General features: G+C 55.7%; 9 protein-coding genes. 1 reads left to right on the top strand and 8 read right to left on the bottom strand.

The features are described 5' to 3' along the window. Positions 1–23: 23 nt before the first annotated feature. Genes baeR through ACMV8I_RS08550 form a run of 6 tightly spaced genes read right to left on the bottom strand, consistent with a single transcriptional unit; the run spans position 24 to position 11113 of the window. Positions 24–743: an envelope stress response regulator BaeR gene (gene baeR, locus ACMV8I_RS08575; RefSeq protein WP_498864814.1), complete on the bottom strand. Its 720-nt coding sequence runs from the start codon at positions 741–743 to the stop codon at positions 24–26. Further along, positions 744–2135, bottom strand: coding sequence for an envelope stress sensor histidine kinase BaeS (baeS, locus tag ACMV8I_RS08570; protein WP_498864813.1), 1392 nt, complete (start codon positions 2133–2135; stop codon positions 744–746). After that, complete coding sequence (mdtD, locus tag ACMV8I_RS08565) at positions 2132–3607, bottom strand: multidrug transporter subunit MdtD (protein ID WP_498864812.1); 1476 nt, start codon at positions 3605–3607, stop codon at positions 2132–2134. Before mdtD ends, baeS begins: the two co-directional genes overlap by 4 nt. Continuing rightward, complete coding sequence (gene mdtC, locus ACMV8I_RS08560) at positions 3604–6708, bottom strand: multidrug efflux RND transporter permease subunit MdtC (RefSeq protein ID WP_498864811.1); 3105 nt, start codon at positions 6706–6708, stop codon at positions 3604–3606. Before mdtC ends, mdtD begins: the two co-directional genes overlap by 4 nt. Continuing rightward, positions 6705–9854, bottom strand: coding sequence for an MdtB/MuxB family multidrug efflux RND transporter permease subunit (locus ACMV8I_RS08555; protein ID WP_498864810.1), 3150 nt, complete (start codon positions 9852–9854; stop codon positions 6705–6707). The genes mdtC and ACMV8I_RS08555 overlap by 4 nt, the downstream gene beginning before the upstream one ends. Then, on the bottom strand, positions 9854–11113 hold the full coding sequence (locus ACMV8I_RS08550) for an MdtA/MuxA family multidrug efflux RND transporter periplasmic adaptor subunit (protein ID WP_498865021.1): 1260 nt from the start codon (positions 11111–11113) through the stop codon (positions 9854–9856). The genes ACMV8I_RS08555 and ACMV8I_RS08550 overlap by 1 nt, the downstream gene beginning before the upstream one ends. A gap of 224 nt (positions 11114–11337) precedes the next feature. Here ACMV8I_RS08550 and ACMV8I_RS08545 point away from each other — a divergent pair, with 224 nt between their 5' ends. Then, on the top strand, positions 11338–12291 hold the full coding sequence (locus ACMV8I_RS08545) for an aldo/keto reductase (protein WP_498864809.1): 954 nt from the start codon (positions 11338–11340) through the stop codon (positions 12289–12291). 79 nt (positions 12292–12370) lie between these two features. Here the strand turns inward: ACMV8I_RS08545 and yegD are convergent, their stop codons facing one another. Together yegD and ACMV8I_RS08535 are read right to left on the bottom strand one after the other, a co-directional pair. Beyond that, positions 12371–13723 carry a molecular chaperone gene (gene yegD, locus ACMV8I_RS08540; protein ID WP_498864808.1) on the bottom strand — a complete coding sequence of 451 codons (1353 nt, stop codon included), beginning with the start codon at positions 13721–13723 and terminating at the stop codon, positions 12371–12373. 862 nt (positions 13724–14585) lie between these two features. Next, complete coding sequence (locus ACMV8I_RS08535; protein ID WP_498864807.1) at positions 14586–15533, bottom strand: HpcH/HpaI aldolase/citrate lyase family protein; 948 nt, start codon at positions 15531–15533, stop codon at positions 14586–14588. Positions 15534–15544 lie beyond the last annotated feature (11 nt).

Genomic DNA, 15544 nt, shown 5'->3' with positions numbered 1-15544 from the left:
ATTTTATGCACATCAAGTGGACGTCAGACCATCCTGCAAGGCTCGGCTTCCCAGCGATAGCCCACGCCGTAAACCGCGCGAATAAAAGCTTTATCTCCGTCGATAGACTCTAACTTACGGCGTAAGTTCTTAATGTGGCTGTCGATAGTGCGGTCAGTGACCACGCGGTAATCGTCGTACAAATTATTCAGGAGCACTTCCCGGGTGAATACGTAGCCCGGTTTAACTGACAGTGTTTTCAGTAGGCGAAATTCCGCCGGTGTCAGATCCAAATCGTGACCTTTATAACTGGCCTGAAAACAGGCTTCGTCAATGTGCAGACCGAAATCTTCGGCCGGGCTGTCGCTTGGGCGCACGCAGCGGCGCAGGATCACTTTGACTCTGGCGACCACTTCACGCGGGCTATAAGGTTTGCAGATGTAATCATCCGCGCCGATCTCCAGCCCCAAAAGGCGGTCGATCTCTTCGGTTTTGGCGGTGACCATCATGATCGGGATATCGGAGAATTGGCGGATATCACGGCAGATGCTCAGACCGCTGATACCCGGCAGCATCAAATCCAGCAGGATCATCGCGGGCGGATGCGCTTTCACCAGCGGTACCACTTCATTGCCGTTGGACAACCACTGAGTGGCATAACCGGCGGCTTCGAGGTAGTCAACCAACAGCTGACCGAGTTTCGGCTCATCTTCAACAATCAAAATTTGCAGCGGCGCAGGGCCGGATATCACAGAGGAATTCATTCAGTTTCTCGGTCCAAGTGGAATGGAAAGCGGCAGATTGAGAGTAATGCAGATGCCGCCGGAAGGTGAATGGCTGGCACTTATCCGCCCGCTGTGGGCTTCAACAATATTTTGGCAGATAGCCAAGCCTAACCCAGAACCGCCGCTGGCACGGTTGCGCGATCCTTCAGCGCGGTAAAAACGCTCGAAAATATGCTGCAACTGTTCGTCATTAATGCCCGGCGCGGTGTCCTGAAAAACAATACGCAGCGATTTATCCCGTTTGTTGGCGATAATGTCTAAACCGCCCCCGCCGTCAGTATAGCGCAGGCTGTTTTCCAGCAAATTATTGAACAGCTGTGACAGGCGCTGTGGGTCACCAAACAGCATGACTTTTTCCGGTAGCGAACTCGTAAGACTCAGCTGTTTTTGCTGGAAACGATCGCGATAGCCAGCTTCCGCCAGTTGAATCAGATGTACCGCATCTATCTCCTCTTTCCGGTAGGCCAGCGCACCCGCATCAGAGAGTGATAGCTGATGCAGGTCATCCACCAGTTTGGTCAGAATGGAGACTTCTGACTGCAACGAACCCAGCGAGTCGAGCGTCATCTTGCGTACGCCGTCTTGCATGGCTTCCAGCTCGCCGCGCAGTACCGCCAGCGGCGTGCGCAGCTCATGGGAAATATCAGCCATAAAAGCACGCCGCATCTGCTCATTTTTTTCCAGTGTCATCGCCAACTGGTTGAAGTCCTGCGCCAGCTTTCCAAGTTCGTCCTGACTGTCCACTTTGACCCGGCTGCTGAAATTTCCAGCTGCTAACTGGTGCGTTCCCTTAACCAGCCGTTTGACGGGTGCCAGCATGCCGCGTGACAGCAGCCAAGTGACGGCGGCGGCCAGCAGAATGGTGAAGCCGACGATGATCCAACTTGTGCGGTTCTGCTGACGGTCGAAGTTGATATCGGCGTTGCGCGTCAGGCGCTCGGCGGGCGTGGAAAGCACGGTACCGATATTCACACCGTCAACGTTCATGATACGCCGCGTACCTTTCAGGTCAGCTGGGATGGTTGCTTCGGAACCGCCAATGCGCCGGTCGTGACTGTCGAGGATCCAGAATTTTGTCCGCCAACCTTGTGGTGGCAGCGCCTGATTGCTGCCGCTGTTCTGCTCAAACGAACGCATGATTTGATAGATCAGCTTGTCGTTTTTTTGCAAAAACTCCCAGTTGCCGTGCTGCTTATATTGTTCCTGTAAAGTGTCGGCCAGCAGCTCCATTCGCTGCTCGTTGCTTTGACGGATATAGTCGATAAATCCGTGTTCAAAACTCATCCTCACGCCCCAGTTCATGGTGATTAACACCAGTCCACAGGTGAAGAAAATGGCCATAAACAATTTGGCGGTAATTCCAGGTCTCATGATTTTCTCATTGGGTTGTGTGAAGCGGCCTGTGCGCGGCGGCGGTCAATTAAGGTGTTTTTCAGGCCGCCTTCAGGTACGCGTGAAAATATCCAGGCGGGCAGGGCGATAACCAATGACATGCATAAATAACAATAAAGAAAAGTGCTGTGCATACTGGCGCTGCCGGCAATGACTTGCTGATGAGCGAACAGGCCGAGAAAAATCCCCACGATGCTGACACCAAGGCTCATCGACAGCTGCATAACCATCGACAGTAAACTGTTACCGCTGCTCGCCAGACGCGATGGCAGATCTTTGAGCGTCAGCGTATTCATTGAGGAGAAGCGCAGTGAGTTAACCATGCCCTGGAAGAACAGTACCACCGGGATCATCCAGAATGCCCCATAAATGGCGACGAATGGAAAGATCAGGGTGATCAGCGCCAGTAATAATGTGGCGGTGACCAGCGCCTGCCGATAGCCGAGTTTATTCACCAGCCGAACCACCACGCGCTTCATGCCCATGCTGCCGAGCACCATCGGCACCATCATCAGACCGGCGTTGAAGGGAGTGAACCCCATGCCGAGTTGCAGAAATACCGGGGTCATAAACGGCAACATACCGCTGCCGATACGGCCAAGGAAACTGCCAATCAGACCAATTTTAAATGTTGGCGTGTGGAACAGACGCAGCGAGAACAGCGCTGACAGATTGCCGCGCGCGTGCAGCCAGTAAATCCCCAGTGATGCCAGACCTGTCGCCACCAACAGTACCAACTGCCACGGCGAAAGGCCGAGCCCACGGCTGCCGTCCAGCGCCAGCGTCAGGGTGGCCATGCCGACCGCGAGCATCACGAAACCGCTGATATCAAAGCGTCGGGTCTGCATCTGATAATTAGGCATGATCATCAATGTCGCGATGCATCCGGCCAGACCGACAGGCAGATTAATCAGAAAAATCCAGTGCCAGCTGGCGTACTCCACCAGAAAACCGCCCAGTGCAGGACCCAGCAGCGGACCAATCTGACCGGGTAGGGTCACCATGGTCATCGCGGCCATATATTCGCTGCGTGGAACGATTTTCAGCACCGTCAGCCGCCCAACCGGCACCATCATTGCCCCGCCTATCCCCTGAACCACGCGAGACATCACCAGTTCCTGCAAACTGGAGGATTGCGCGCACAGCAGCGAACCAAGGGTAAACAGTACAATGGCCGAAAAGAACACCCATTTGACACCAACGCGGTCCGCGAGCCAGCCGCTGGCGGGCAGCATGACGGCCACGGTCAGTACATAGGCCACCACCACGCTGTGCATATGCAGCGGGTTTTCTCCGAGGCTGGCCGCCATTGATGGCAGCGCCGTATTGACGATGGTGGTGTCCAGCGCCTGCATGAAAAAGCCAAAAGCCACTATCCACAGTTGCCAGCGCACAGAAGGTGGGAGCGGGGCGGGTGGCGTAGCGTCTGTTATCTCTGGGGATGAAGTCATAAATCTGTCTCAGCAAGTGATGTCAGCCGCGATGGTCGGCTGAGCCGGCTGCGCAGCCGGTCAAAAAACAGATACACCACCGGCGTGGTGTAAAGCGTCAGTAGTTGGCTCACGACCAGACCGCCGACGATGGTGATGCCAAGCGGTTGGCGCAATTCTGCGCCGTCGCCTGATGTGAGTACCAGAGGCAGCGCACCAAACAACGCCGCCAGCGTGGTCATCATGATGGGCCGAAAACGCAACAGGCAGGCCTGAAAGATCGCTTCACGGGCGGTAAGGTGCCCGCGTCTTTGCGCGTCGAGGGCGAAGTCCACCATCATAATGGCATTTTTTTTCACAATACCTATCAACAGCATAATACCAATCAGGGCAATCAGGCTGAACGGCGCACTGAATAATTCCAGCGCCAGCAGCGCACCGACGCCCGCTGAGGGCAGGGTCGACAGAATAGTCAGCGGGTGAATATAACTTTCATACAATATACCAAGCACAATATATACCGTGGCAATGGCGGCGATGATCAGCAGCAGCTGAGATTTCAGCGTCTCCTGAAACACCTGCGCGGTACCGGCGTACTGCCCATGAAGGGTTGCAGGTACGCCAAGCTGAGTCATGGTGCGGTCAATGGCTGCGGATGCTTCAGACAGGCTGCCGCTCTCCGGCAGGTTAAAGGAGATCGTTGCCGCCGCCGACATTCCCTGATGGTTCACCTGCAACGGCGCGTTGGCCGGTCGCCATGTGGCGAACGACGAGAGCGGCACCGAGGTCCCGCTGCTATTAATCATAAACATTTTACTCAGCGAACTGACATCCTGCGTATATTGCGGCGCGACTTCCATCACCACTTTGTACTGGTTTAGCGGCTGATAAATCGTGGAGATCTGCCGCTGGCCGAAGGCGTTATTGAGCAGCGTATTGGCAGCGGAAATCGAAATGCCCAAGCGTGCCATCGTGGTGCGGTCGTAAGTCAGTTGCATCTCCGCGCCCTGATTTTGTTGATCTGAACTGACATCAGCCAGTTCCGGCAACGCGCTGAGCGCGGCGGTGACTTTCGGTTCCCACTGACGTAAATCCTGCAAGTTGTCCGACAGCAGCGTGTATTGGTAACTGGCATTTCCCTGTCGTCCGCCGACGCGCACGTCCTGCACGGCCGAGAGGTAAAGCCCGGCTCCGGCTTCCTGAGAAGCCGCGGTGCGGATGCGCGCAATCACTTCCTGCGCATTACTTTGACGCACCGACAGCGGCTTGAGCGAAATAAACATCATCCCGCTGTTAGTCCGTGAACCTCCGGTATAGCCAGTGACGTTGGCGACATCCTTGTCCTGGCTGACCAGGCGGATAAAGTCCGACATTTTACCTTTCATCGCCTGAAACGAAATGCTCTGGTCTGCCTGAATAAAGCCCATCAGGCGGCCGGTGTCTTGCTCAGGAAAGAACGTTTTTGGGATGGCAATATAGAGCCAGATATTCAGAGCGATGGTCGCGAGCAGCACCACGCTGACCCAGCGCGCATGGTTGAGCACCCAGTTCAGCGAACGACCATAACTCTGCTGCATGCGCAGCAACAGCCGGCTGACGCCGCGCTTTCTCGGCGGCTGAGGCAGGGCTGAAGGGCGCAGTAGCCAGGCGCACATCATCGGCGTTAACGTCAGCGATACCAACAGGGAAATGCCTATTGCCACGGATAGCGTCACGGCAAACTCGCGAAACAGCCTCCCCGGTAAACCGCTCATCAGCAGCAGCGGAATAAACACCGCCACCAGTGATAAGCTCATTGATAACACGGTAAATCCGACCTCTCTGACACCCTGCAGTGCGGCTTCTATCGGTTTCATTCCGGCTTCGATGTGCCGCGAAATATTTTCCAGTACCACGATGGCGTCATCGACCACAAAACCGGTGGCGATGGTCAGCGCCATCAGCGACAGGTTATTCAGGCTAAAGCCGCACAGATACATGGCCGCAAAGCTGCCGATCAGCGACACCGGTACGGCGACGGCAGGGATCAGCGTCGCACGCCACGAGCGCAGGAACAGGAACACCACCAGGATCACCAATGCTACAGCGATGCTCAGTGAGGTTTCTACCTCATCAAGTGAGGCACGAATCGTGGGTGAGCGATCTTGTGCCACCTGCAAACTGATGGCCGCCGGTATCACCTCACGGAGCAGGGGTAATTCCGCCCGGATACCGTCCACGGTGGCAATAATATTAGCGTCTGCACTGCGGCGGATAAGCAGCAGGATCGCCGGTCTGACGGCACCGTTGCCCAGGCTGGTTTGCCCGGCGTTGCGCTGATCCTGTACGCCGTCACTGACGGCGGCGACGTCGCGCAGATGGACGGTATTGCCGTTACTGACGTGAACCACCAACGGTGCGTAATCTTTAGCGGTCTTGAGGGCATCATTGGTGCGGATCTGCCAGCGCTGGCTCTCATCTTCCACCGCACCCTGCGGTCTGCGCACGTTGGCCGCGGCAATCGCCTGACGCACTGCATCCAGTGATATGCCTTGATTGAACAGCGCATCAGGATTGAGATCGACCCGCACCGCAGGCAGGGAACTGCCGCCAACCGTGACATCACCCACGCCGTCCAGCTGCGAAATAGTTTGCGCCAGCTGTGTCGAGGCGAAGTCGTACAGCTGGCCCTGACTGTAGGTATCTGACGTCAGCGTTAAGATCATGATCGGTGCGTCGGAAGGGTTGGCTTTGCGGTAGGTCGGGCGGTTTGGCATTCCGGTGGGTAACAGACTTTGTGCCGCGTTGATCGCCCCCTGCACGTCGCGCGCAGCACCGTTGATATCGCGGTCAAAATTAAACTCCAGCGTGATACGCGTGCTGCCGAGGGTACTGACGGAGGTCATCTCATTAATACCGGCAATGCGGCCTAGCGTGCTTTCCAACGGCGTCGCCACTGACGCTGCCATGGTTTCCGGGTCAGCACCCGGCAGCGAGGCGGTAACCGAAATCACCGGATAATCCACCTGCGGTAGCGGTGCCACTGGCAGTAGTCGGAAACCCAGTATGCCGGCCAGCACAATCGCCAGCGTCAGCAACGTAGTGGCGACTGGCCGGTGGATGAACAGCGCGAAGAGTTTCATCGCGGAGGCCGCTCAGGGTCGGGCTGCGGCAATCCTGTGTGGGGATAGGCGTGTGGACGCAGGCGGCGAGCCAAGCGGTCAAACAACAGATAAATCACCGGCGTAGTGAACAGTGTCAGCACCTGACTGACCACCAGCCCGCCGACCATACAGATTCCCAGCGGACGCCGCAGTTCTGCGCCAACACCGGTACTGAGCATCAGCGGCAATGCGCCAAACAGCGCCGCCAGCGTGGTCATCAAAATCGGTCTGAAGCGCAGCAGGCAGGCCTGATAAATCGCGTCATACGGTGTCATACCCTGATCGCGTTCGGCGGCCAGCGCGAAGTCGATCATCATGATGGCGTTTTTCTTCACGATACCGATCAGCAAAATGATGCCGATGATGGCAATCACGTCCAACTCGCTGCCTGCCAGCATCAGCGCCAGCAGTGCGCCAACGCCCGCAGTTGGCAGCGTCGACAAAATAGTAACCGGGTGAATGAAGCTTTCGTAAAGCACGCCAAGCACGATGTACATTGCTACCACGGCGGCCAGAATAAGCCACAGCGTATTGCTGAGCGCGGCTTCAAACGCCAGCGTTGCGCCCTGAAAATGAACGCTGATATCGGCGGGCAGTGCCAGCTGCTGTTGGGTCTGTTTTATAGCGTCAACCGCTTCGCCGAGGGAGTAGCCGGGGGCTACGTTAAACGACACGCTGGCCGACAGGAACTGGTCGAGATGGTTGACCGAAAGCGGCGTTTTGCGCAGTTCAAACTGAGCGATGGTGCTAAGCGGAATGCTGGTGCCATTGCTGCCAATCAGGCGGATATCCTGCAAGGCACTCAGGCCGGGTGTCTGTGCAGTATCGTGCTCCAGCACCACGCGATACTGGTTGGCCTGGGTGTATATGGTGGAGATCAGCCGCTGGGCGAAAGCGTTGTATAACGCGTTGTCGACGTCAGTCATGCTGATGCCCAGACGGCTGGCGCTGTCGCGATCTACCTTGATATAGGCTTCCAGCCCCTGATCCTGCCAGTCACTGCTCACATCCTGCAACTGCGGGAGGGTGCGCAGATTATCCAGCAACGGTGGCACCCAGCGGCCGAGCGAATCGGCAGTCAGCGTCTGTAAGGTGAACTGATATTGCGTGCGTGCCACCTGAGTATCGATGGTCAGGTCCTGCACGGGTTGCAGATAAAGCGCAATGCCCGGCACTCTGGCGATGGCCTCCTGCAAACGCGGAATAATAGCGCTCACTCTGTCACTGCGGTTGCTCAGCGGTTTGAGGGCAATCTGTAAGCGGCCGGTATTGAGCGTCGGGTTGGTGCCGTCCACGCCGATAAACGACGTCAGGCTCTCCACATCCGGGTCCTGCAAAATAATCGCTGCCACCTGCTGTTGACGGGTGGCCATATTACTGAATGACACCGACTGCGGCGCCACCAGCGTGCCCTGAATCAGCCCATTATCCTGCACCGGGAAAAAGCCTTTGGGGATCAAAACATAGAGCAGGGCGGTCAGCGCCAGCATGCCAAGTGCCACCCCAAGCGTCAGCCACTGATGGCGCAGCACCACCGTCAGGCCGCGGCCATAGGTGGCGATAATGCGCTCAAATATCCGCTCCGAGGCGCGGGAAAAACGATTCTGTTTACGCAGCGATTCATGGCTGAGCATACGGGCGCACATCATGGGCGTGAGGGTGAGCGAGACGACGGCGGAAATCAGAATCGCTACTGCCAGCGTCACGGCAAATTCGCGAAATAATCGCCCGACAATATCGCCCATAAACAGCAGCGGGATCAGCACGGCAATCAGTGAAAAAGTCAGGGAAATAATGGTAAAGCCGATTTCTCCCGCCCCCTTTAGCGCGGCATTGAGCGGCGTTTCGCCTTTCTCGATATAACGCGAAATATTTTCGATCACCACGATGGCGTCATCGACCACAAACCCGGTAGCGATGGTCAGCGCCATCAGCGTCAGATTATTGACCGAAAAACCCAGAAAATACATGGCAGCAAAGGTGCCAATCAGCGACAGCGGTACGGCCACGCTGGGGATCAGCGTCGCGGCCATATTGCGTAAAAACAGGTACATCACCATGACCACCAGCGCCACGGAAAGCAATAACTCGAACTGTACGTCGCTGACCGAGTGCCGGATGGTGACGGTACGGTCAGTCACTAATTCGATGTGGACAGATTTCGGCAGGTTCTGTTGCAGCGCAGGCAGGATTGCCCGGATGCTGTCGGCGGTGGTGATCACATTGGCGCCTGGCTGGCGCTGAATACTCAGCACGATGGCCGGATGTGTGTCGGCCCACGCCGCCAGTTTACTGTTTTCAGCACCCTGCTCGACGCTGGCGATATCGCTAAGCAGCACCGGCGCACCGTTTTTATAACTTATCACCAGCGCGCGGTAATCGGCGGCGGTTTTCATCTGATCATTGGCGGACAGTGTGACCGAGCGCTCCGGGCCGTCGAAGCTGCCCTTAGCGGAATTGACGTTAGCTGCCGCGATGGCCGCGCGCACTTGTTCGCTGGTTAGCCCAAGGGCCGACATGGCGGGCGCATTGAGTTTAACCCGTACCGCCGGGCGCTGCCCGCCGGAAACACTCACCCGCCCGACCCCGCTGACCTGGGCCAGCTTCTGCATTACACGGGTTTCCACCAGATCTTCCACCGCCGTCATCGACAGGGCGCTTGACGTTACCGCCAGCGTTATTATGGGCGGATCGGCCGGGTTAACTTTGCTATAAACTGGCGGGTTCGGCAGATCGGCGGGCAGTAAATTGGTTGCGGAGTTGATGGCGGCCTGCACTTCCTGTTCGGCGACATCCAGAGGCAGTTCCAGACCGAACTGCAGGGTGATGACCGACGCGCCACCGGCGCTTTGCGACTGCATCTGCTTGAGGCCGGACATCTGCCCGAACTGGCGCTCCAGCGGTGCAGTAATGGCTGAGGTAGTGACATCCGGACTGGCACCTGGATAGAGTGTGATCACCTGAATAGTCGGATAGTCGACCTCTGGCAACGCGGCAACCGGCAGGGCGCGGTAGCCGATAATACCGGCCAGAAGAATGGCGATCATCAACAGCGTGGTGGCCACCGGGCGCAGAATAAACAGCCGTGACGGCCCGCCCTGGGGTTTATCCGGCATTACCTGCATCAGGACTTCCTTTGGCGATGATGTTTTTCTGGCACCTTATCGGCCGCTGCGGCGGCCTGCGCGGCAGTTTCGGGTTGGATGACCTCGACAATAGCGCCTTCGGTCAGCCGGTCAATACCATCAGTCACCACGTTAACCCCGGCGCTCAGCCCGGCGGTGACGACGGTTTGCTGACTGTCCTGTGTACCGGTTGTCACAATGTGTTTACTGACTTTGTTATCGCTGTCTACTACCCAGACGAAGTGGCCGTCGTTACTCATTTGTACCGCAGCGGTAGGCACCACCACTGCATTTTTCAGCGTGCCGATTTTCAGCCGGGCATTGACGAACTGGTTGGGGAACAACGCGTTGTCCTGATTATCAAAACGCGCTTTCAGCTTAATGGTGCCGGTGGTGACATCTATTTGATTATCAAGGGTCAGCAACGTGCCCTGCGTCAACTGATGCTGATTAGTGCGGTCCCAGGCCTCCACCGTCAGTGGCTGGCCGTTTTGCTGCGACTGAACAATGGCACCAATACTGGCTTCGGGCAGGGTGAAAATCACGTCAATTGGCTGCGTTTGGGTCAGTACTACAATGCCGGTGGTGTCGCTGCTGGAGATAATATTGCCGATATCCACTTGTTTGAGGCCAACGCGGCCATCGATCGGCGAAGTGATTTTGCTGTAGGTCAGTTGCAGTTTGGCACTGTCAACCGCGCCCTGATCCACCGCCACGGCCCCTTCGCTCTGGCGCACCAGCGACTGCTGAGTGTCCAGCTCCTGACGTGAAACCATATTAGTTTTAACCAGTTGCAGGTAACGCGCCAGGTCACGACGGGCGTTATCGAGCGTAGCCTGATCTTTGTTGAGCTGCCCCAGTGCCTGTGTGAGCTGTACCTGATACTGGCGCGGGTCGATCTCTGCCAGTAGATCACCGGTTTTGACCTGTTGCCCTTCGGTGAAATGCAGCGACATCAACTGACCATCAACCCGGCTGCGTAACGTCACGGTATTGGACGCGGTCACGGTGCCAAGCCCGCTGAGATACTGCGGCACGGATTTTTCGGTGGCCATCGCTGCCTGAACCGGCGGCAGCGGCATATTGCGGCGTCCCCCGGCAGGCCGTGTGGCACTTTTCGCGTTGGGCGCGTTGGCTTTTATGTTGTCCGAACCGGACCTGTCAACATAGACATACCCGATGGTTGCCGCAGTAATCAGCAGCACCAGCAGAATAATTAAAAATCGCAGAGGGCTTTTTAGCACAATCTCACTCTTTATATTGATGACCAGGGCGACGGCATTCTGAGCCTGTTCTGAGACGCTAGTGTAGCCATTGGCAGCAGATGAAAAATGGAGGAAATAAGGAGTCACTTTCATCCTCTAACAAATTAACACCTTAATCCGGCCTGACATTATAAGGTGAGGTGCTACTGTTATTCTCTTGCGGCTAATGGTTCATAGACAAAGCAATTTCCAATCTGACCATAAAAAGGGAACACGTCATGAGTAAAAGAGAACTGGGTCGTTCTGGTATTCAGGTACCGACATTAACTTTCGGCGGTAATGTATTTGGCTGGACCGTTGATCAATCGACATCTTTTAGCCTTCTCGACGCCTTGCTCGAACATGAACTTAACTTTATTGATACCGCCGACATGTACTCCAACTGGGCAGAAGGCAATAGCGGCGGTGAGTCTGAAACCATTATCGGCAACTGGCTGAAAAAAAACGGCAGGCGTGACCAGATTATCCTGGCTACCAAGGTGGGAAAACTAATGGGCGAAGGCAAAGTGGGTCTTTCCCCACGTTACATTAAACAAGCGGTTGAGGCCTCCCTCACGCGTCTGCAAACGGACTATATCGATCTGTATCAGTCCCATGATGATGACGCCGATACGCCGCTGGCGGAAACGATGGCCGCGTTTGATACGCTGATCAAAGAGGGTAAAGTGCGCGCAGTCGGTGCTTCCAACTACAGCGCACCGCGCCTGATTGAAGCGCTGAAAGTCAGTAAAGATAACGGGCTGGCTCGCTATGAAACCCTCCAGCCGCTCTATAATTTGTGCGATCGTAAAGTGTATGAAGAAGATCTGGAAAAAGTGGTATCGGACAACGGTCTGGGGGTGATCAACTTTTTTGCGCTGGCCAGCGGGTTCCTCACCGGCAAATACCGGACTAAAGCGGATGCCAGTAAAAGCCAGCGCGGTAGCAAAGTGGTCGATACGTATCTCAACGATCGTGGGTTGAAAATTCTTGCTGCGCTCGATCAGGTGGCGCAGAAACACGGGGCTAAGCCGGGGCAAATCGCACTGGCGTGGCAGATCGCCCGGCCGAGTGTGACGTCTCCTATCGTCAGTGCCACCTCACTGCAACAGCTGGATGAACTGGCTAAAGCGGCTGACCTTACGCTGGATGACGCGGATATCCGCGCACTGAACGAGGCCAGCAGTTGGTGATCTTCCTGCTTTAAAATAAAAAAAACGCCTGTGACATGATGAGTACACAGGCGGTTTTTTACATTCAGAGGTCAGGCAGTTAGCGGAACAGGGTTTGTGCCCAGCGGGCCAGCCCGGCGGTGACCGAGCCGAAATCATTCCCCCCCACCAGTGGAATACCGGGTAGTTGGGACTGTAATGCGGCGCGCAGTAACGGTGAACGTGCGCTGCCTCCGGTCAGGTAAATCACGTCCGGCGTGATATTGCTGGTGGAGAGCGCCAGTTTCACTTGCTCCTGAATGCGCTCCAGCGGTTGCGAAATCGCCTCACTCAGCTGTTGTTGGCTGATATTCTCCGTCAGGCCTGCTTCGATAAAGTCCAGTGTCGCCGTGACGTTTTCACGCGCAGACAGCGCGATTTTGCTCTCTTCCGCCATCCGTACCAGACGATAGCTCAGACGTTGTTGATGCACTTTCAGCAGGCGTTTCACCTGCTGTGGCTGAGCGGCATCGCGGATTAAATCGCGCAATATGCGACCATTGGCCACGCTGTAGAAATCCAGTTGGGCAGGCACGTCGTTGGTCGCAACGGCGTTCCAGTAGGGCAGGGATGGAATGGCAATGCCCTTCGCCGTTTCACTGCCCATACCAAACAGCGGTGTCAGCTGTTTAAACGCGGTCATAATATCCAGATCGTTTCCGCCCACGCGGCAGCCGCTGTGGCCAAGCAGACTTTGTTGGCGCTCGGCTTTGTCTCGCCATTGCGGCCCCATCAACAGGACTGAACAGTCGGTGGTTCCGCCGCCGATATCAACGACCAGTACGGTTTTTTCTTCGCTCAGCGTGGCTTCAAAATCAAGACCCGCCGCGACCGGCTCAAACTGGAAAGCAATATCGCGGAAACCCGCCCGTTCGGCGGCACGTTGCAAAATCCCCTGTGCCTGACGGTTGGCTTCTTCACCACCCATGCCCTGAAAGTTAATCGGACGGCCAATGACCGTCTGTTCGATGCTTTGTTGCAGTGCGCTTTCTGCCTGACGTTTGATATGAAACATCATGGCACAGACCAGATCTTCAAACAGCGCAATCTGTTGGGGTTTCAGACCATTAGCGCCCAGGAAGGATTTGGGCGAGCGCACGAAATAGACTTCTTCCGGATCTTCTATATAGGTAGAAAGAGCGTGCAAACCAAAATTCACGCTGTTGGCGTTAACCTGAATATCTTCCTCACGGTTAAAATTGATACTGCGGCGTAACAGCGCAATATTGTCGTCACTGCCCGGCGGAACCTGTCCGTGACGGTTTAGCCATTCGCTGACCGCTTCACGCGTAGGCGCGCACAGCATGGAGGGTAAATAAGGATCGTTGTTTTCTAACGCCAGCAGGTGGGCGTTATTATCGCGCATCACGGCGACTGAACAATTTGCGGTGCCGTAGTCAAATCCAATAAACATCACTATTCCCCATGCCAAAGAAGGGGCGGGACTGTATGTGGTTTTGGTTTTAATTTCAAATTCAATTTTGAATTCAACTTCAACTTCAACTTCAACTTCAACTTCAACGTCAAGGTCGTGGGCGCCGGCCCACACCGGGATAAGGAGATTGAAACGAATCCCCTTATCAATCCCGCGTTTTATTTACTCCGTTGCTGCGCAAGTTGGGATGGCCGTGTTTCAGGTATCTCTGTTATAGCCGCGAAATACCGCCGCGTTGCGGTTCCTTCTCTTCGGGTTACAACCCGCGAAAACACACACGCGGTTTTCCACCTCTCGTTCAGCGGCATTTCTGAATGCGGCCGAGGCTTTTCTAACTTCAAAACCCAAACCCAAACCCAAACCCAAACCCAAACCCAAACCCAAACCCAAACCCAAACCCAAACCCAAACCCAAACCCAAACCCAAACCCAAACCCAAACCCACACCCACACCCCATCCCCGCCTTCCCCTCGTGGAGAGGGGAAGGCGCAGACCAAGTGTTGTTTTAGATGCGTGGACCGCATTCAAAAATGGCGCTGAGCAAGAGGTGGAAAACCGCGAGTCTTTTTACGCGGGTTGGAGCCCGCAGCGAAGGCATCGCCTAAGCGACGACATTTTGCGGTTATAACGGAAATCCCTGAAACACGGCCATTGTGACCAGCGCAGCTGCGGTGCTACAGCAGCAAAAAAACGCAGGATTGTTAAGGGCAGCGTTTACTGCCCTTAACCCGGTGTGGGCCGGCGCCCACGACTTTGACCTTAAAGCCAGTTTGGGTGGCAACCCAAGGTCTTGGCCTTAAAGCCAGATTGGGTGGCGACCCAAGGTCCTGAAGTTAAAGCATTAGCCGGTTTGGGCGGCAGTCCCCAGATCCTGCTCGCAAGGGCTTGTCTCCCTGTACCCATATTTCTTCCCCTGTTGAATAATCCTGTGGGCCCAATTGATGTGTGTCGCAGGTTCACACATGGCACCGTCGGATTTATAAACCGCGCTGTCGGCATTGAGGATGCGTAACGCCTCCTGATAGTCGCGCGGGGCGACGCGCAGGGCTTGGTGGATGACTGGGATCTGACTGGGATGGATAGCCGTTTTACCGACCAGTCCATGCAGGATATCCTGTTTGAGTTCGCGCCTTAGCATGTCGTCGGGTTCGATTAATTCACACACCGGGGACGTCAGCGCGAAACCCTGTGCGCCGAACACGCTCACCAGCATTTTGATCACATAGCCGAGCGGACCTTCGTACAGCGTATGTTCCTTACTACGGCGCAAACCCAATACGCTCATCAGATCGTTACCACCAATGCGCAGCGCCAGTACGCGGTTGGCGGCTTTGGCTTTCAGCGCGTCGGCCATCTGCTGCATTTTGGTGACGTCATACACCTCGGAATCTTCCAGCGTTGGCATCCACAGCAGATGGGTGCCTGCAGTAATGCGCAGCCAGGTATCGAGTGAGGATAACGTAAACTTTGGCAACACCAGACCGTCAGCCGCGTGCAAACAAAATGTTTTATCAGCCACCAGTCTGGCAGCCATAGCGGTGCTTCGCGGGCGGATAAACACCAGCGGCCCGTCGCTGAAATTGCGCGGGCTCTTGAGAATGAACAGCGTCTTACGCAGGTTATCCAGCGCTTGCGGGATATCGCGATCCAGCACGGCATCTTCCAGACAGATCACCATCGACAGCAGTTCCGGATATTTTTCTCCGCGGGCAATGCGCGTCAGTTCCGGATGCGTCGCGGGAACATACATGGTGGCCCCGAGATCGTTGGGGGTGATTTTTCTCATCAATTTATCTCCGA

Source organism: Ewingella sp. S1.OA.A_B6 (assembly GCF_049889095.1).
Classification (GTDB): Bacteria; Pseudomonadota; Gammaproteobacteria; order Enterobacterales; family Enterobacteriaceae; genus Ewingella.
Note: the sequence above shows the minus strand (reverse complement) of the source record. Positions and strands in the feature narration are given on the sequence as shown.

Excerpts from the sequence above, each read along its gene's own strand:
- yegD (WP_498864808.1), bottom strand. The coding sequence starts at position 13,723 with ATGTTTATTGGATTTGACTACGGCACCGCAAATTGTTCAGTCGCCGTG.
- mdtC (WP_498864811.1), bottom strand. The coding sequence starts at position 6,708 with ATGAAACTCTTCGCGCTGTTCATCCACCGGCCAGTCGCCACTACGTTG.
- ACMV8I_RS08545 (WP_498864809.1), top strand. The coding sequence starts at position 11,338 with ATGAGTAAAAGAGAACTGGGTCGTTCTGGTATTCAGGTACCGACATTA.
- baeS (WP_498864813.1), bottom strand. The coding sequence starts at position 2,135 with ATGAGACCTGGAATTACCGCCAAATTGTTTATGGCCATTTTCTTCACC.
- baeR (WP_498864814.1), bottom strand. The coding sequence starts at position 743 with ATGAATTCCTCTGTGATATCCGGCCCTGCGCCGCTGCAAATTTTGATT.
- ACMV8I_RS08555 (WP_498864810.1), bottom strand. The coding sequence starts at position 9,854 with ATGCAGGTAATGCCGGATAAACCCCAGGGCGGGCCGTCACGGCTGTTT.
- mdtD (WP_498864812.1), bottom strand. The coding sequence starts at position 3,607 with ATGACTTCATCCCCAGAGATAACAGACGCTACGCCACCCGCCCCGCTC.